Source organism: Pseudomonas entomophila, assembly GCF_029193575.1.
GTDB classification, from domain to species: domain Bacteria; phylum Pseudomonadota; class Gammaproteobacteria; order Pseudomonadales; family Pseudomonadaceae; genus Aquipseudomonas; species Aquipseudomonas entomophila_G.
Map to the genome: position 1 here is coordinate 21,274 of NZ_JARGCS010000046.1, position 17,161 is coordinate 38,434.

The 17,161-nt window shown below is 66.4% G+C and carries 17 protein-coding genes; 6 read left to right on the top strand and 11 right to left on the bottom strand.

Annotated elements, in window-relative coordinates; translation table 11 throughout:
- Positions 1-2: 2 nt before the first annotated feature.
- From kdpA to P0Y43_RS21270, 10 genes are all read right to left on the bottom strand, one after another.
- Positions 3-1,697, bottom strand: coding sequence for a potassium-transporting ATPase subunit KdpA (kdpA, locus tag P0Y43_RS21225; protein ID WP_275639240.1), 1,695 nt, complete (start codon positions 1,695-1,697; stop codon positions 3-5).
- 9 nt (positions 1,698-1,706) lie between these two features.
- Complete coding sequence (gene kdpF / locus P0Y43_RS21230) at positions 1,707-1,796, bottom strand: K(+)-transporting ATPase subunit F (RefSeq protein ID WP_082421007.1); 90 nt, start codon at positions 1,794-1,796, stop codon at positions 1,707-1,709.
- A gap of 219 nt (positions 1,797-2,015) precedes the next feature.
- Entirely contained in the window at positions 2,016-3,065 is a 1,050-nt protein-coding gene (locus P0Y43_RS21235; protein ID WP_275639241.1) for an AI-2E family transporter, read from the bottom strand.
- Between the two features lie 13 nt (positions 3,066-3,078).
- Positions 3,079-3,873 carry a DUF4892 domain-containing protein gene (locus tag P0Y43_RS21240; RefSeq protein WP_275639242.1) on the bottom strand — a complete coding sequence of 265 codons (795 nt, stop codon included), beginning with the start codon at positions 3,871-3,873 and terminating at the stop codon, positions 3,079-3,081.
- 106 nt (positions 3,874-3,979) lie between these two features.
- Positions 3,980-4,834 carry an alpha/beta hydrolase gene (locus P0Y43_RS21245; RefSeq protein ID WP_275639243.1) on the bottom strand — a complete coding sequence of 285 codons (855 nt, stop codon included), beginning with the start codon at positions 4,832-4,834 and terminating at the stop codon, positions 3,980-3,982.
- Positions 4,831-5,619 (bottom strand): alpha/beta fold hydrolase, encoded by a 789-nt coding sequence (locus tag P0Y43_RS21250; RefSeq protein ID WP_275639244.1) that lies wholly within the window; start codon positions 5,617-5,619, stop codon positions 4,831-4,833. Before P0Y43_RS21250 ends, P0Y43_RS21245 begins: the two co-directional genes overlap by 4 nt.
- Before the next feature lie 98 nt (positions 5,620-5,717).
- Positions 5,718-6,065, bottom strand: a complete 348-nt coding sequence (locus P0Y43_RS21255) for a hypothetical protein (protein WP_275639245.1) — start codon at positions 6,063-6,065, stop codon at positions 5,718-5,720.
- Positions 6,066-6,157: 92 nt separating this feature from the next.
- The gene (gene sixA, locus P0Y43_RS21260) at positions 6,158-6,616 is read right to left on the bottom strand and encodes a phosphohistidine phosphatase SixA (protein WP_275639246.1); all 459 of its coding nucleotides are present in this window, start codon (positions 6,614-6,616) and stop codon (positions 6,158-6,160) included.
- The gene (locus tag P0Y43_RS21265; RefSeq protein ID WP_275639247.1) at positions 6,613-6,960 is read right to left on the bottom strand and encodes a DUF4389 domain-containing protein; all 348 of its coding nucleotides are present in this window, start codon (positions 6,958-6,960) and stop codon (positions 6,613-6,615) included. Before P0Y43_RS21265 ends, sixA begins: the two co-directional genes overlap by 4 nt.
- A 36-nt stretch (positions 6,961-6,996) precedes the next feature.
- Complete coding sequence (locus tag P0Y43_RS21270) at positions 6,997-8,022, bottom strand: NAD(P)H-dependent glycerol-3-phosphate dehydrogenase (RefSeq protein ID WP_275639248.1); 1,026 nt, start codon at positions 8,020-8,022, stop codon at positions 6,997-6,999.
- Positions 8,023-8,167: 145 nt separating this feature from the next.
- On the opposite strand from P0Y43_RS21270, the gene P0Y43_RS21275 reads away from it, so the two are divergent.
- From P0Y43_RS21275 to fabB, 5 genes are all read left to right on the top strand, one after another.
- Positions 8,168-10,315: a TonB-dependent receptor plug domain-containing protein gene (locus P0Y43_RS21275; protein ID WP_275639249.1), complete on the top strand. Its 2,148-nt coding sequence runs from the start codon at positions 8,168-8,170 to the stop codon at positions 10,313-10,315.
- Complete coding sequence (locus tag P0Y43_RS21280; RefSeq protein ID WP_275639250.1) at positions 10,315-11,205, top strand: ABC transporter substrate-binding protein; 891 nt, start codon at positions 10,315-10,317, stop codon at positions 11,203-11,205. The genes P0Y43_RS21275 and P0Y43_RS21280 overlap by 1 nt, the downstream gene beginning before the upstream one ends.
- Positions 11,202-13,133 (top strand): response regulator, encoded by a 1,932-nt coding sequence (locus P0Y43_RS21285; protein WP_275639251.1) that lies wholly within the window; start codon positions 11,202-11,204, stop codon positions 13,131-13,133. Before P0Y43_RS21280 ends, P0Y43_RS21285 begins: the two co-directional genes overlap by 4 nt.
- 207 nt (positions 13,134-13,340) lie before the next feature.
- Positions 13,341-13,856, top strand: a complete 516-nt coding sequence (fabA, locus tag P0Y43_RS21290) for a 3-hydroxyacyl-[acyl-carrier-protein] dehydratase FabA (RefSeq protein WP_275639252.1) — start codon at positions 13,341-13,343, stop codon at positions 13,854-13,856.
- Between the two features lie 11 nt (positions 13,857-13,867).
- The gene (gene fabB / locus P0Y43_RS21295; protein WP_275639253.1) at positions 13,868-15,088 is read left to right on the top strand and encodes a beta-ketoacyl-ACP synthase I; all 1,221 of its coding nucleotides are present in this window, start codon (positions 13,868-13,870) and stop codon (positions 15,086-15,088) included.
- A gap of 85 nt (positions 15,089-15,173) precedes the next feature.
- Here the strand turns inward: fabB and P0Y43_RS21300 are convergent, their stop codons facing one another.
- Entirely contained in the window at positions 15,174-16,178 is a 1,005-nt protein-coding gene (locus P0Y43_RS21300; protein WP_275639254.1) for an amidohydrolase family protein, read from the bottom strand.
- 118 nt (positions 16,179-16,296) lie between these two features.
- Here P0Y43_RS21300 and P0Y43_RS21305 point away from each other — a divergent pair, with 118 nt between their 5' ends.
- Complete coding sequence (locus tag P0Y43_RS21305) at positions 16,297-17,160, top strand: pirin family protein (RefSeq protein ID WP_275639255.1); 864 nt, start codon at positions 16,297-16,299, stop codon at positions 17,158-17,160.
- Position 17,161: the final 1 nt, after the last annotated feature.

Sequence of the window (17,161 nt, forward strand, 5' to 3'; positions counted from 1 at the left end):
CCTCAGAAACCCAGGCTCAGCTGTTCGGCGATCGGCCCCAGGGCCAGGGTCGGCAGGAAGGTCAGGCCCCCGACCAGCAGGATGGTCACCAGCAACAGGCTGGCGAATAGCGGGCCGTGGGTGGGGAAACTGTTGAGGCCGGTGGGCGCGCTCTTCTTCGCCGCCAGGCTGCCCGCCAGCGCCAGCACCGGCAGGATGTAGCCGAAGCGGCCGATGAGCATGGCCAGGCCGATCATCACGTTGTGGAACACGGTGTTGGCGCCAAAGCCCGCGAAAGCCGAGCCATTGTTGGCGGTGCCGGAGGTGTAGGCGTACAGCAGTTGGCTGAAGCCGTGCGGGCCAGGGTTGCTCACCGCGCCGGCCGGGCCGGGCAGGCTGGCGGCGATGGCGCCGAGCACCAGCACGCCGAGCGGCATCACCAGCAGGGTCGCCACCAACAGTTGCACTTCCCGGGCCTGGAGCTTCTTGCCCAGGTATTCCGGGGTGCGGCCGATCATCAGGCCGGCCAGGAACACGGCGATCAGCACAAACAGCAGCATGCCGTAGAGCCCCGCGCCGACACCGCCGAAGATCACCTCGCCGACCATCATGTTGACCATCGCCACCAGGCCGGTGAGCGGGTTGAGACTGTCGTGCATGGCGTTGACCGAGCCGTTGGACGCCGAGGTGGTGGTCACGGCCCAGAGCACGCTGGCAGTGGTACCGAAACGCACCTCCTTGCCCTCCATCGGCGGGGCCTGCTGCACTTGGGCATTCTCCAGGGCCGGGTTGGGCTGGTACTCGGACCACAGTGCGGTAGCGCCTCCGAGCAGGAACAGGCCGAACATGCAGGCGAGGATCGCCCGGCTCTGGCGCAGGTCCTTGACGTAGTGGCCGAAGGTGAACACCAGCGCCACCGGGATCAGGATGATCGACACCAGCTCGAACAGGTTGCTCCAGGCAGTGGGGTTCTCGAACGGGTGCGCCGAGTTGACACCGAAGAAGCCACCGCCGTTGGTGCCCAACTGCTTGATGGCGATCTGGCTGGCGGCCGGGCCCAGCGGTAGGGTCTGCTCGGTGCCTTGCAGGGTCACGGCATGGGCGTAGTCGGCGAAGGTCTGCGGCACGCCCTGCCACACCAGCAGCAGTGCCAACAGCAGGCACAGCGGCAGCAGGCCGTAGAGGGTGGCGCGGGTCATGTCGACCCAGAAGTTGCCCAGGTGATGGGTCGAGCGCCGGGCGATGCCGCGGCACAGGGCAACCAGTACGGCAAGGCCGGTGGCGGCGCTGACGAAGTTCTGCACGCTCAGGCCGATCATCTGGCTGAAGTAGCTGAGCGAGGCTTCGCCGCTGTAGGCCTGCCAGTTGGTGTTGGTCATGAAGCTGACCGCGGTGTTGAACGCCAGCGACCATTCCTGCCCAGGCAGGTGCTGCGGGTTGAGCGGCAACGAGCCTTGCAGCAGCAGCACGGCGAACAGCACGGCGAAGCCGACCAGGTTGAAGGCCAGCAGCGCCAGGGTGTATTGCTTCCAGTTCTGCTCCTGCTCGGCACGCACGCCCGAGAGGCGATAGCAGCCGCGCTCCACTGGGCCGAGCAGCGACGACAGCCAGGTGCGCTGGCCTTCCATCACCTTGTAGTAGAAACGGCCGAGAAACGGCGCGGGCAACAGCACCAGGGCGAGAAATGCCAGCAGCAATGCGTAATCGTAACTGTGCATGGCCGCTCCCTAGCTGCGATCGGCGCGCAGCAGCGCCACCAGCAGGTATATGGACAACGCCACTGCCAGCAGCAGTGACACCCCGTCGAGCATGTTCATCTGTGAATCTCCCCGAATAGCGGCGGTGGCCGCTTTGGGGGAATTGTCGAAGGGAGGGGCGTAAAGGGGCGAGACCAGGGGATGGGGCGGGGAATAAAGAATGCGTAAAGATCAAGGGAATTCGGGGCGTGTGGGAGCCTCATCGCAGTGCAAGCCGGCGCCTACAAGGACAACGCCGCCCCTGTGGAAGCGGGCTTGCCCCGCGATGAGGCCGACGCGCTAGACCTGCGTCCCCTGCCCCGCATGCCGGCTCCAATCCAACAGCAGGCTGTACCCCACCGCCAGCAACGTCGGCCCGATGAACAACCCGATGAAGCCGAACGCGAGCAACCCGCCAAACACCCCGAGCAACACGATCACCAACGGCAGGTTGCCGCCGCGGCTGATCAGGTAAGGCTTGAGCACGTTGTCCACGCCGCTGATCACGAAAGTGCCCCAGATGCCAAGGAACACCGCCATGCCGTACTCCCCCTGCCACACCAGCCAGCCAGTGGCGGGAATCCACGCCAGCGGTGGCCCCATGGGAATCAGGCTGAGCATGAAGGTCACCAGCCCCAGCACGATCGCCCCCGGCACCCCGGCGATCAGGAAGCCGATCAGCGCCAGCAGGCCCTGGGCCGCGGCGGTGCCGATCACCCCGTTGACCACCCGCTGCACGGTGCCGGCCACCAGGTCGATGTAGTACTCGGCGCGATCCCCCACCAGCCGTTGCAGCAGGCGCTGCACGAAGGCGGCCAGGCGCGGGCCGTCGCGGTAGAAGAAGAACACGAAGACGATGCTCAGCGTGAGCTCCAGCACACCGCTGCCGATCTGCGCGCTCCGCGCCAGGAACCAGTTGCCGACCTGGCCGAAATAGGGCTTGGCCGACGCCAGCAGCGCGGCGCCCTGCTGGTCGAGTGACTCCCACCAGCTCACCAGGCGCTCGCCGACGAAGGGAATGCCGCGCACCCACTGCGGCGCATCGGGCAGGCCATCGACCTGCACGTCACGCACGAAGTTGGTGGCATCGCGGACATGGTCGGCCAGGTTGAAACCCAGCCATACCAGCGGCAGGGCCACGATCAGAATCCAAAGCGTGGTGAGGATGCTCGCGGCCAGGGTTTCACGCCCGCCCAGCAGGCGCGTGAGCAGACGCATCAGCGGCCAGCTGGCGAAAGCCAGGATCGCGCCCCACAGCAGCGCCGAAATGAACGGCGCCATCACCCACAGGGCGGCGCCGAGCAGCGCCAACAGGAGGATCTGCACCAGCAGGCGGTCATTGTTGGCCATGGCGGCCCTCGTGCTAACGGATCAGTTCCAGGTGCAGGCCATCGGTCGGGGCCGTGCCGACTTCCAGCCGGGCGCTGCGCACCCCGGCCTTGACCAGCTGTTCGCGCCAGGCCTCTGCCTCGGCGCCGCTCAGGCTGGCGCGCAGTGTGCTGTCGAGGTTCAGGCTGCGGGCCAGCAAGGCAACCCAAGTCGGTTGCGGGCTGCCCAGGTCAGGGTAGTCGAGCTTGCCGGTGTCGCGCATTTCGCGCAGCACGGTGGCGGCGGTGGGCAGCAGCTCGCCGAGCGGGCTGCCGGCGACGAACTCTTCAACGTGCAGGTAGGCGCGGCGGTTGCCGCGGGTGACGCTGTACAGGGCGACCAGGGTGTCGGCCTCCTCGGCCGAGCGGCGCAGGAGAATGAACGCCTGCTGCTCGTCGCCGCCATTGAGCCGGGCATTGGCGAACACGTCGTTGGCCCACAGGCTGGCTTCGCCGCAGTCACGGCCCTGGCACCAGAACAGCGGATAGCCGCCGTCGTGCTGCAGTTGCTCGCGGGCGCTGGTGAAGGCCTCGCGAGCCGTGCGCTCGGCGGGCAGTTCGTAGGTGATCGAGCTGACCTGGCCACGGCCCTCGACTTTATCGTCGAGGCGCAGGCGGCCGCTGATCTTGCGCAGCGGGCCCATCGGGTAGACCCGCTCCTGCTCCACGACCGGGCGCTGGTCGACCACCTTGCCGTCCACCGGCACGGGCAGGCTGCCGGCCCAGGCCAGGGTGCCGCTGAGGGCCAGGCTGGCGGCGGTGAGGCTGCGAAGGATAAACGGTGCGCTCATCGGCCACCCTGACGGCGGACGCCGTGGCGAAAGTCCTGGATATCTGGCATCTGCATGGTTGTCTCCCTGTTCAACCCGCCAAGCCTCGACACTTGTCCGGTGCAAGTCAAGCAAAGCCAAAGAAGCGATTGAAACAGTCTGCGACAAGGGCCGCGCCCTGTTCATCGTTCAGGTGCAGATGGTGGCCGCCGGGCAAGGTCACTTGCTCGAAGGGTAGCTGCTCCAGCAGCGCCGTGTGGCGCGCGAGCATGCCATCGGCCGCGACCACCAGGCAGGCCGGGCAACTGACCCGGCGCACGAAGGCCATGGCCTGGGCCTCGTTCAAGCGCGTCGGCGACGGCAGGGTCAGGCGGTTGTCGCTGCGCCAGCTATAGCCGCCAGGCACCGGCATCAGGCCGCGCTGGGCGAGCAGCTCGGCGGCTTCACGGCTGACCGCGACCATCCCTTTCATGCGCGCCTGCACCCCCTCCTCCAGGCTGGCGTACACCGACTTGCGCTTGCCATCCAGGCGCAACTGGGCCTGCAGGGCCATGCCCAGGCGCTCGGCGGCATCCTGTTCGGCCACCGTCGGAGGGATCACCCCGTCGATCAGCGCCAGGTGGCTGACCCGCTCGGGCAAGGCGCCGGCCAACTGCACCGAGATGATCGCCCCCAGGGAGTGCCCAAGCAGGCCGAAGCGCTGCCAACCGAGCTGTTCGGCGACACGCAGCACGTCGTGGGCGTAGTCGGCCAGGGTATAGCTGGCACCCAGGGGACGGTGCTGGGAGTAGCCATGGCCGGCGAGGTCCAGCGCGACGATACGCAGCCCTTGAAGGCGCGGGGCCAGGTAGGCATAGCTGTTGGCGTTGTCGAGCCAGCCATGCAAGGCGATCACCGGCAAGCCGTCGGCAGGGCCGAACAGGTGCGCGGCCAGCTCGATGTGCCCCAGGCTCAGGCGAACTTCCTCGACCTGGGCGCTCATGCCTGGCTCCAGCGGTCGAACAGGCCCTTGATCAGGCTGGCGGTGTCGGTGGGCCGCTCCAACGGGAACATGTGCCCGCCCGGCACACTGTGGTACTCGCCCAGCGCCATATCACGAATCGCCAGGGCATGGTGCTTGCGAATCACCCGGCTGCGGTCGCCACGCACCATGGCCAGCGGCACCTGCAACTGGCGCGCTGGCGCCGGGCTGGTGTGCGGGATGCTGCGGTAGATGCTGATCTCCGTGGCCGGATCGAAGCGCAGGCGCAAGCCCTCGCTGCCCGGCTCCAGGCCATGTTCGAGGTAGGCTTCCAGGCAATCGGGGTCGAAATGGCGGAACAGCGACTTGCCAGCGAAGTAGCGACGCGCGCTGTCACGGTCGGGAAACGCCTCGCGCCGGCCCAGCGTGCGGCCAGCCGGCGTGATGCGGTCGATGAAGCCCAGGCGCTTGGCGGTGCGGATCAGCCACTGGTCGGCGCGGGTCAGCACCGGCGAGTCGAGCATCACCACGCCGCGGTAATACTGCGGGCAACGCAGGGCCGCATGCAGGTGCAGCACCCCGCCCAGGGAATGGCCGACACCCCACACCGGCGCCACCTGGAGGCTGAGGTGATGCAGCAGTTCGTCGACCAGGTTCTGCCAGTTGTCGTCCACCGGAAAACGCGGGTCGTGGGCATGCTGGGCAAGGTGATGCACCTGGTAGTCCGGCGCCAGCGAGGCGAACAGCTTGCCGTAGGTGGCCGACGGGAAGCCGTTGGCATGGGCGAAGAAGATCTGCTGCGACATGGCCGCCAGGTCCGTTCAGGGAGGGGTGGCTCATTGTCGGCAAGGCAGGCGCTGGCGGCAATGTCCGGATAGGTCATCGCCAAGGGCGATCAGGTCATTCAGCCGTCACCCAGGCTCGCCAGGGAACGACGCAGGCAGGCCTGCATGTAGGCCACCTGGTATTCCAGCGCCTCGCGGGCCAGCTTGCGCTCCTGGTACTCCAACTGCAGCCGGCGCAGGGCCAGGCAACTGGTCTGCAGCAGGTGCGCCATGCGCACGCTGGCCTGGCGCAGTTGCTCCAGTTCGGGCTGGTCTTGGAAACGGCGCATCAGGTGGTCGAGCCGAGCGCCGGCACTGTCCTGCAGCAGTTGGTATTCGGCGAAGTCCAGCGCCGTGTCGCACTGAAGCTTGTCGAGGGTGGGCTGCAGGTTGGCGCAGCGCAGCAGCTCCAGATAACGATCGTTCATTGCCTTGCATCCCATTGCCAGCGCCTTGTGGCAAAACGCTAGCAAGGACACCGAATGCCCGGCAACTGACAGAAATGCCAGTTGCCGAACCCTCAGCCGGCGTGGTGGAGCGCTCTCAGGGCCATCAGGCCGGCCAACGGCCAGTCACCCTCGAGCTGCGCGAGGCTGGCGGTACTCATCGGCGCCGGATGCTGGGCACTGCCCTGTTCGAGGCTGGCGACCAGGGCGCCGACCAATGGCTGGTGGCTCACCAGCAGCACCTGCTCCAGGCCCAGGCGCTCGATTTCGCCGATGACCTGGCGCACATCGCTGTCAGGCGTCAGCCAGGGCACGGTGCGCAGCGGCTCGGGGAAACCCAGGGCCTTGTGCACCAGCGCAGCGGTCTGCTGCGCACGCACATAAGGGCTGGCGATGATCGCCTGCAGCGGCTGGCCCAGCAGGTGAGCGGCACTGCGCAGCACCTGCTCGCGGCCATGCGCGGTCAGGCGCCGCTCGGCGTCGGTGTTGGCGCGTGGCTCTGCCTCGCCATGGCGCAGCACCCACAGCTTCACAGCTTGGGCTCCTCGTCGCGCGCCGGGTGTGGCGCGGGCGCCACCGCATGCGGGGCTTCGCCTTCCGGGGCGCGCGGGGTCGGCCAGTCGGCGAACGGCCAGGGTTTCTGGTCGCTGTGGAAGCTGCCGAAACGGCCGATTTGCGCGAGGAACTGGCTAAGGCTGTCACCGAAGTTCATCAGGCTGGCGCTCGGCGCGCCGTAGACCAGGCGGTAGATCAGTTGCACCAGCACCAGGCCGGCGAGCAGCAGCTCGGCCAGTTGCCAGACCACCAGGAACACCACCATCCACAGCACCCGCAGGATGATCGATTCGCGCTGGGCGCGCTCAGGGGTATCGTTCATGTATCGCTCCTTGCTTGTGTCAGCACCGCTGACGGCTCAGTTGAAACCGCTGGTGGAAATGAAGTCGACATCGGTCTTGGGTTCGGCGCGCATCAGGTGCTCGATCACCTGGGCCAGGGTACGGCCTTCGAACAGGATGGCATGCAGGCCAGCGACCAGCGGCATGTACACCTGGGCCTCCTGGGCCTTGGCCTTGAGCACCTTGAGGGTGTTAACCCCCTCGGCCACCTCGCCCAGGCGGTTGACCGCCTCGTCCAGGCTCAGGCCCTGGCCCAGGGCGTGGCCGACCTGGTAGTTGCGGCTCTTGGGCGAGGAGCAGGTGACGATCAGGTCACCGACCCCGGCGAGGCCGAGGAAGGTCATGGGGTTGGCCCCCAGGCTCACGGCGAAGCGAGTCATCTCGGCCAGGGCGCGGGTGATCAGCATGCTCTTGGTGTTCTCGCCCATGCCCAGCGCCACCGCCATGCCGGCGATAATCGCGTAGACGTTCTTCAACGCCCCACCAAGCTCGACACCGAAGCGGTCGGCACTGGCGTAGACCCGGAACGTGCGCCCGTGCAGCACGGCCTGCACGCGCTGGCACAGGTCTTCGTCCTCGCTGGCGACCACGGTGGCGGTCAACGCGTGCTCGGCGATCTCGCGCGCCAGGTTCGGCCCGGACAACACGCCGATTCGCGCCTGCGGGGCGATTTCCTCGAGGATCTGGCTCATCAGCTTGAAGGTGTGCGCCTCGATGCCTTTGGTCAGGCTGACCAGGCATTTGCCGCGCAGCAACTCGGCGTGGGGGGCCAGCACGCTACGCAAGGCGCTGGAGGGCAGCGCGACGAAGACCAGCTCGCAGGCTTGCAGGGTCGCCAGCAGGTCGTTCACTGGCTCGACGCCGTCCTGCAGGCGGATGCCCTTGAGGTAACGCGGGTTCTCGCGGTTGACGCGCATCGCCTCGGCCTGCTCCGGGTCACGCATCCATTGGCGCACCGGGTTGCCGTTTTCCGCTAGCAGGTTCGCCACGGCGGTGCCGAAGCTTCCGCCTCCCAGAACTGCAACAGGTTGCTGTTCAGTCATATCCGATCCATTAAAGCCATAAGTGTGAGTGGCGACCGGGGCATTATACGGGGCGGCTGCGACAGAACCAGTGTCAGTGGCTTGCCCACGAGAGGGCCCGCAATGGCGGCGCAGATCACTGGCAAAACGCCCACGGTCGGTTAACATGCCTGATTCATCCCTGAAACAAGGCCGTACCGTGTTCCCTGGCACGCCACCGTTCCCTCGCCTGCTCCTGCTGACTGCCCTGCTGGGCGGCACGGCCGTGGCCGACGACCTGTTCATCGACAACCAGGACCTGCCCGAGGTACTGACCGCCACGCGCCTGAAACAATCCCCGGCGGCGGTGCCCGGCAGCATGACCGTGCTCGACAGTGAGCTGATCCACGCCAGCGGCGCACGTGACATTCCCGAGCTGTTGCGCCTGGTACCGGGCATGATGATCGGCTACGGCGCCGGCAACCAGCCCACGGTCAACTACCACGGCAGCAACGCCAGCGATGCCCGGCGCATGCAGGTCTTGATCGACGGCCGCTCGGTGTACCGCGCCGGCCTTGCCACCGTGGACTGGAGCGACATCCCGCTGGCGATCGAGGACATCGAGCGCATCGAAGTATTCCGTGGCCCGAACACCGTCAGCTACGGCGCCAACGCCCTGATGGCGGTGGTCAACATCCTCACCCGCAGCCCCGCCGACAGCCACGGCACGCGGTTGAAGGTCACCCGCGGCCAGGACGGCATCAACGATTTCTACGCCAGCCAAGGCTTCGGCTGGGACGGCGGCGACCTGCGCCTGTCGCTGTCGGGCATGCAGGATGACGGCTTCGATCACAACCAGTTCGGCCAGGACTACCGCGACAGCCGCCGCCTCAACCGCATCAACCTCAGCGCCAGCCACACCCTGGCGCCGAACCAGACCCTGGAGTGGCAACTGACGGCCAAGGAAGGCAGCAACCAGCGCCCCTACACCTATACCCCGGTGTTCCCCTACGTCACCGAACGCGGCTACAACGCCGACGTCACCGCCAAGGACTACGCGGGTTCGATACGCTGGAACATCGAGTTCAACCCCGAGCACAGCCTCTACGTGCAGGGCTCGGCCCAGCAGTTCGATCGCCAGCAGGTGTGGCGTGCCTGCGACGCGGCGCTGGCGTTCAGCCCGGAACTCACCCGCTTGTGGCAACTGAATCCGAACTTCGCCGAAAAAGTAGCGCGCGGGGCGAACAACCCACCCAACAGCAGCGACCCGGTGGAGCAGGCGCTGGTCGATGCGATCAAGGACCAATGGAACAACATGGGCGGGCGCAACGTGGTCTGCGGCGACGTCGACCAGAGCACCCGCGAGACCCGCTACGACCTGGAAATTCAGGACACCCTGAGCCTGACCGACAACCTGCGCCTGCTCAGCGGCATGAACTACCGCTACGACCGCGCCGACTCGCAGACTTATTTCAACGGCAGCCTCGACGACCAGACCTGGCGCCTGTTCGGCCAGTTGGAGTGGCGTGCGGATGAACACTGGATTCTCCAGGGTGGGGCGATGTTCGAGGATTCGCGCCTGTCCGGCAGCTCGCTGACGCCGCGCATGGCGGTCAACTACCTGATCACCCCGCGCCACGGCCTGCGCGCCGTGTACTCCGAGGCGGTGCGCTCGCCTGACATGTTCGAGAACAACATTAACTGGAGCTACACGGTCAAGAACCTCACGCCGACCGCGTTCGGCCAGCAACACGGTGAATACTTCGTCAAGACCCGTGGCCCCGGCAACCTTGACCAGGAGCGCATGCGCTCGCGCGAGCTGGGCTACAACGGCTACTTCGCCGACCTTGACCTGAGCGTCGACGTCAAGCTGTTCTATGACGAAATCACCGGCATGATCAGCGAGCCGCTGCGCAACAACCAGTACATCGCCAGCAATGCCAACAAGGCCCGCTTCAGCGGCACGGAAACCCAGCTGGACTGGCGCCTGGGCATGCGCGACCGCCTGCGCCTGACCTACGCCTACGTCGACGCCTGGGCCAGCAACCCCGACGACCGCCGCCTGACCGCGCGCAACAGTGGCTCGGCCGGGTGGCTGCGCGAGTGGGGCGATGGCTGGTCGAGCGGCCTGTTCTACTACGGCGACGACGCCCTCAACCAATACCGCTTCGAGCGCCTCGACCTGCGCGTGGCCAAGCGCTTGCGTATCCAGGGCAGCACCCTGGAACTGGCAGCGTTGTGGCAGCAACGCCTGGATGACCAGCCCACCACCTTCGTGCAGAACCGCTACGACAGCCGCCACCGCCTAAGCGTCAGCGCGGAGCTTGAGTTCTGATGCTGCGCCTGTTGCGCCTGCTGCTGTTCTGCCTCTGGCCGATCGGCGGCTTGTCGGCCGGCGAAATCCTGCTGGTCGGCGGCGAAGACCAGCCGGGCGTGCGCAGTTTCGTCGCCGCCCTGGAAGCACGCCGCAGCCACGACCAGGTGCGTTTCCAGACCGTCGCCCAGCTGCCGCGCCCAGGCCAGCTCAAAGCCGATGTGCGCCTGGTGCTGCTGGACAGCGCCGCCCTGGACTGGCGCCTGATGGAAAACGAAGGCCCACCGGCCTTGGCCCTGCGCATCAGCCGGGTACAGGCCGAACAGCGCCTGGGAAAGTCCCGCCCCACCTACCTGAGCCTGCTCTGGAGCGACCCACCGCTGGCCCGCCAGCTGCGCCTGGCGCGCTACCTGCTGCCCCAGGCGCGACGGATCGGCGTACTGTACGGCGAGCACAGCCGTTTCCTGATCGACGAGCTGCGCCAGGCAGCCCGCCCCTTGGGGCTGGAGATCGTCGCCCAGGACTGGGCCGACCTGCGTGACAGCCGCCCCTTGCAGAACCTGCTGGCCAACAGCGACGTGCTGCTGGGGGTCGACGACCCCGACCTGTACAACTCCAAGACCGCCAAGAACGTGCTGCTGAGCAGCTATGGCCGGCAGATGGCGCTGATCGGCCCGAACGCCGGGTTCGTGCGCGCGGGCGCCCTGGCCAGCACCTACAGCGACCAGGACGACTGGCTGGCGGTGCTCGACCAGTTGCTCGACCAGCCGCCAGCGCGCTGGCCGCGCAGCCTGTACCCCTCGCGCTACGGGGTCAGCGGCAACCAGCAGGTGGCCCGGGCCTTGGGCCTTGAAACGATCGATCCGAAGGCCGCCGCCATGGCCCTGGCCGAAGGAGAACCCACCCCATGAGCAAACGCCTGAGCTGGGACATCCACACCCGCACGCAGATCATCAGCCTGGGCCCGGCCCTGCTGCTGACCTTGCTGTTGATCAGCTTCTTCACCTTCGTGCGCATCCAGGACTTGCGCCAGGAGCTCAATCACACCGGGCAACTGATCGCCAACCAGTTGGCCCCGGCGTCCGAGTACGGGGTGATCTCCGGCAACAACGAAGTGCTGGAAAGCCTGATGCGCGCCACCCTGAGCATCCCCCACGTGCGCTTCCTCGAGGTGCAGGACAGCCGCAATCACATTCTGGTGTACGTCGAGCAGACCAGCGAAAGCGTCAACCGCGCCCAGCGCGTCGAGGTGTTCCAGGCGCCGATCCGCCTGCAGGAGATCCGCCTGGACAACGATTTCCTGCAACAAGGCAAGGCGCCAGCACCGAACATCGGTGACGATTACCTGGGCCGGGTGATCGTCGGCATGTCCGACGACGCCTTCAGCCAGCGCCAGCAGGAAATCGTGATCAAGGCCGGCATCCTCGCGCTATTCGCCTTGCTTTTCACCTTCCTCCTCGCCCGACGCCTGGCGCGCAGCCTGTCCAAGCCGATCAGCGACATGGGCCATGCGGTCGAGGCGATCCAGCAGGGTGAGTTCAATGCGCCGCTGCCGGTGGTCGACGACAGCGAGCTGGGCCATTTGGCGCGACACATCAACAACCTGGCCAGCGCCCTGGACCAGGCCAGCCGCGAGCAGCAACAGGCCATTGCGCAACTGGTGCAGGCCCGTGAAGAGGCCGAGCAGGCCAACGGCGCCAAATCCGACTTCCTGGCGATGATGAGCCACGAGCTGCGCACGCCCATGAATGGCGTGCTGGGCATGCTGCAATTGCTCGAGACCACCCAACTGACCCGCGAGCAGGCCGAGTACACCGCGGTGGCCAGTGAATCCACCGGGCATTTGCTCAAGGTGATCAACGACATCCTCGACTTCTCGCGGATCGAGCGCACCAGCCTTGAGCTGGAGCACATCGACTTCAACCTGGGCGAGCTGATCGCCAGCTGTGTGCAATCGTTCCAGCACAGCGCCCAGCAACGCGGCCTGGAGCTGCGCCTGCAGATGCCGGCCGACATCGAGCCCCTGCAGGTGACCGGCGACCCGACGCGGATTCGCCAGATCCTGCTGAACCTGGTGGGCAACGCGCTCAAGTTCACCGAACGTGGCGAAGTGGCGGTGGAGGCGCGCTGGCAGGCGCTCGACCACCAGCGCATCAGCCTCACCTGTGCGGTGCGCGACACCGGCATCGGCATCGACAGCGACCGCCTGGAAATGATGTTCGTGGCCTTCCAGCAGGCCGACAGCTCGATTTCCCGTCGCTACGGCGGCACCGGCCTGGGCTTGTCGATCGCCCGCACCCTGGCCGAACGCATGGGTGGCCAACTGCGGGGCGAGAGCCGCGCGGGGCTGGGCTCGACCTTCACCCTGGAGGTGCCGTTGACCCTGGCCAGCACGCCGACGGCGCTGCTGCCGGCGCCCGAGCAAGGTCACGCGCCGGCCGGCGAAGGGCGGCGGATCCTGCTGGTGGAGGACAACCCGGTGAACCAGAGCGTGATCGAGGCGATGCTGCGCAGCCTGGGCTTCGAGGTCGCGGTGGCGGTCGACGGCGCCCAAGCCGTGGACCTGGTCGGCCAGCAGCGCTTCGCGGCAGTGCTGATGGACTGCCGCCTGCCGCAGATGGACGGCTACGAAGCGACCCGACGCATTCGCCTGCTGCCCCATACCACGCATTTGCCAATCATCGCCCTGACCGCCAATGCCTTGCAGGGCGACCGGGAGCGTTGCCTGGCCGCGGGAATGAACGATTACCTGAGCAAACCCTTCAAACGCACGGACCTGCAGCGCCTGCTGCAACGCTGGTTGCCCGGGCAGACAGCCGCGACTGGCGATAAATGCTAAAGTGCGGCAGTCTTAAAGACTGGACAGGACCTTCGTTGGCCCTGAGAATAAACATTTCAGTGCACACCTGTACTTCTTTTGCCGGGTGCACTGTGACTTTCACCACAACGCAATAGTCTACCTGTAGGCTGCCGCCTCGGACGCGAAGCAATCCGGGCCGGCCGGGAAGATTCATCCCCTGCCGCAGGGGGTTATTGAGGAGCTCGCATGACCAAACAAAACGCCTTTACTCGGGAAGACCTGCTGCGCTGCAGTCGCGGTGAGCTGTTCGGCCCAGGTAATGCGCAACTGCCCGCCCCGAACATGCTGATGGTCGATCGGATCACTCACATCAGCTCCGAAGGTGGCAAGTACGGCAAGGGTGAATTGGTCGCCGAGCTGGACATCAACCCGGACCTGTGGTTCTTCGCCTGCCACTTCGAGGGCGACCCGGTGATGCCGGGCTGCCTGGGCCTGGACGCCATGTGGCAGTTGGTCGGGTTCTTCCTCGGCTGGCAGGGCCTGCCGGGCCGTGGCCGCGCCCTGGGTTCGGGCGAAGTGAAGTTCTTCGGCCAGGTACTGCCTGTGGCCAAGAAGGTCACCTACAACATCCACATCAAACGCGTCCTGAAGGGCAAGCTGAACATGGCCATCGCCGATGGCTCTGTCAGCGTCGATGGCCGCGAGATCTACACTGCCGAAGGCCTGCGGGTCGGCGTGTTCACCTCCACTGACAATTTCTAAGGGTTATTCGCATGCGCCGCGTCGTTATCACTGGTCTGGGCATCGTTTCGTGCCTGGGCAATGACAAAGCAACCGTCACCGAAAGCCTGCGCAAGAGCCGTCCGGGGATCCGCTACAACCCGGAATACAAGGAAATGGGGCTGCGTAGCCAGGTTTCCGGTTCCATCGACCTCAACCTCGAAGAACTGATCGACCGCAAGGTCTACCGCTTCGTCGGCCACGCCGCGGCCTACGCCTACCTGGCGATGCAGGACGCGATCAAGGATGCGGGCCTGACCGAAGAACAGGTCTCCAACCCGCGCACCGGCCTGGTCGCCGGCTCTGGCGGCGCATCGACCCTGAACCAGATGGAAGCGCTGGACACCCTGCGCGAGAAAGGCGTCAAGCGCGTCGGCCCCTACCGCGTCACCCGCACCATGGGCAGCACCGTGTCGGCGTGCCTGGCGACCCCGTTCAAGATCAAGGGCATCAACTACTCGATCTCGTCGGCCTGCGCCACTTCCGCACACTGCATCGGCACCGCCCTGGAGCAGATCCAGTGGGGCAAGCAGGACATCGTCTTCGCCGGCGGCGGTGAAGAAGAGCACTGGAGCCAGTCGTTCCTGTTCGATGCCATGGGCGCCCTGTCGACCAAGCGCAACGAAACCCCGGAGCTGGCCTCGCGCGCCTACGACAACGACCGTGATGGCTTCGTCATCGCCGGCGGTGGCGGCATGGTGGTGGTCGAGGAGCTGGAACACGCTCTGGCCCGTGGCGCCAAGATCTACGCCGAAATCGTCGGCTACGGCGCCACTTCCGATGGCTACGACATGGTCGCTCCGAGCGGCGAAGGCGCGATCCGCTGCATGCAGCAAGCGCTGGCCACCGTCGACACCCCGATCGACTACCTGAACACCCATGGCACCTCGACTCCGGTCGGCGACGTCGCCGAAATCAAGGGCGTGCGTGAAGTGTTCGGCGACAAGGCCCCGAAGATCAGCTCGACCAAGAGCCTGTCCGGCCACTCCTTGGGTGCCGCAGGCGTGCACGAGGCGATCTACTGCCTGCTGATGATGGAGAACAACTTCATCGCCGGCTCCGCCAACATCGACGAACTGGACCCGGCGGTCGCCGACCTGCCGATCCTGCGTCAGACCGAGGAAAACGCCAAGGTCGACACCATCATGAGCAACAGCTTCGGCTTCGGTGGCACCAACGCCACCCTGGTGCTCAAGCGCTGGACCGGCAAATAAGCCGTACCGCGCGAATGAAGACGCCCCGACTGGTTCGGGGCGTTTTTTTTGGGGGCGGCACCGCCCCTACAGGAGGGCCGAGGTGTCACCGCGCCTTGGGCAACACCGCCAGGAAATTCTCCCGCGCGACCTTGTGCGCCACCGCCTCCGGCAACGCATCCAGAAACGGATCGAAGCCACGCATCTGCTCCCCGACACTGCCAAACCGCCCCACCACATCCGACCCCAGCATGAACCGCTCGGGGAAGCGCGTGACCAACGCCACCCACGCCTCGCGCGGCTTGCCCTGCGCATCCAGCAGGTACGGCTCGCGCATGCTCCACGACAGGTCGACGTACAGGTTCGGGTAGTCCTCCAGCAGCCGCGTCAGCACCGGCAAGAGAAAATCCATCTGTTTCTGGTGCCGATGGATTTCCATGCTGCTGCCAGCATGCGCCCAGATGAACCGGGTATGCGGGTGGTTGCGCAGCGGCTCCTCGATCTCCGCCAGGTACAGCGGGTTGCGCTCGCGCTTGGAGGTCAGGTTGGAATGCACCAGCACCGGCAGGTCACGCTCGGCAGCCAAATGATAAATGCGCGTCATCGCCTCGTTGTTGGCCCTGGGCGTATCGCCGCTGGTGAGCGCGGTGAGGTCATCATGGCGGGTGAACACCTCGCCGATGCCCTGCCACAGGCCCGGGTAGAGGTCGAGCATGCGCTCGATGTGGCTGACGGCGTTCTTGTCCACCGGGTTGAAGCCCGACAGGAACGGGTGGAAACGTCGCCGTTGCTCGACAGGCAACTGCTGCACCGCAGCGGCGACGTGGATGTCAGTGGCGCTGAACCAATAAGCGTCGGCATCGTCGCCAGCGTAATAGCGCGGGCGCTTGGGTTCGTCCTCATGCCATTTCTTCGCCACCGGGATGCCGGAGATCATCGCGTGCTCCACCCCCGCCTCATCCATGGCCTTGAGCAGCGCCGGCATGCCTTCGGTTTCCTGGAAGAAATCGACGTAGTGCAGGTGGGCGTCACTGTAGCGGTAATCGCGCGCCTGCACCGCCTGGCACAGCCAGGTGGACAACAACGCGCAAGCCAGCACTCTGGCGATCATGGGTAGCGTCCTTCTGCGTGTTCGAACAGAGTAGACCGGCGCCCGGCGCGCACGGTTCAGCACGAGGCGCCGACCCGCTATGCTGTCAGCAGCCGCCCGCACTTGCCTGGAGCCCCTCATGAGCAGCCCACTGGTCATCCACCCGCGCGCCGAATCGGTCGAGGGGCAGCCCATCCTGCGCCCGCTGCCATCCGCCCAGTGCCGCAGCGTCGGCCCGTTCGTGTTCTTCGACCACATGCTGGAGACCGACTACGCCCCTGGGCATGGCATGGACATTCGCCAGCACCCGCACATCGGCCTGTCGACCCTGACCTACCTGTTCGACGGCGAGATCCTGCACAAGGACAGCCTCGGCTCCGAGCAGCGCGTGTTGCCGGGCGATGTCAGCTGGATGACCGCCGGGCGCGGCGTGGCGCACGTCGAGCGCACGCCGGCAGACCTTTTCACGCGCGGTTCGCGGCTGCATGGCCTGCAGGTCTGGTTGGCCTCGCCCCAGGCTGACGAGCAGGCGGCGCCCAGCTACAGCCACCACCCCGCGGCCAGCCTGCCGGAAAGCGATAGCCTGGGGGTGCGCATCCGCCTGATCGCCGGCAACGGCTTCTGCCTCGAGTCGCCGGTGCCGGTGCTCTCTCCTACCCTCTATGCCTACGTGCACATGCAGCCCGCCACCACGCTGATCGTGCCCACCGAACACACGCAGCGCGCGCTGTACCTGCTCGATGGCGAGCTGGCGCTGGGCGAGACGGACGTCGAGGCGTGCAGCCTGCTGGTGCTGCCGGAGGGTGAAGAGGTGGTGCTGTATGCCGAGAGCGAGTGCCAGTTGGTGCTGATCGGCGGCGCGCCACTGGATGGGCCGCGGCGGATGAATTGGAATTTCGTCGCCAGCGACCCGGCACTGATCGAACAGGCCCGGGCGCGCTGGGCGGCGGGGGACTGGCCAGTGGTTCCGGGGGAGCATGAGCGGATCGAGTTGCCGCGGTGAG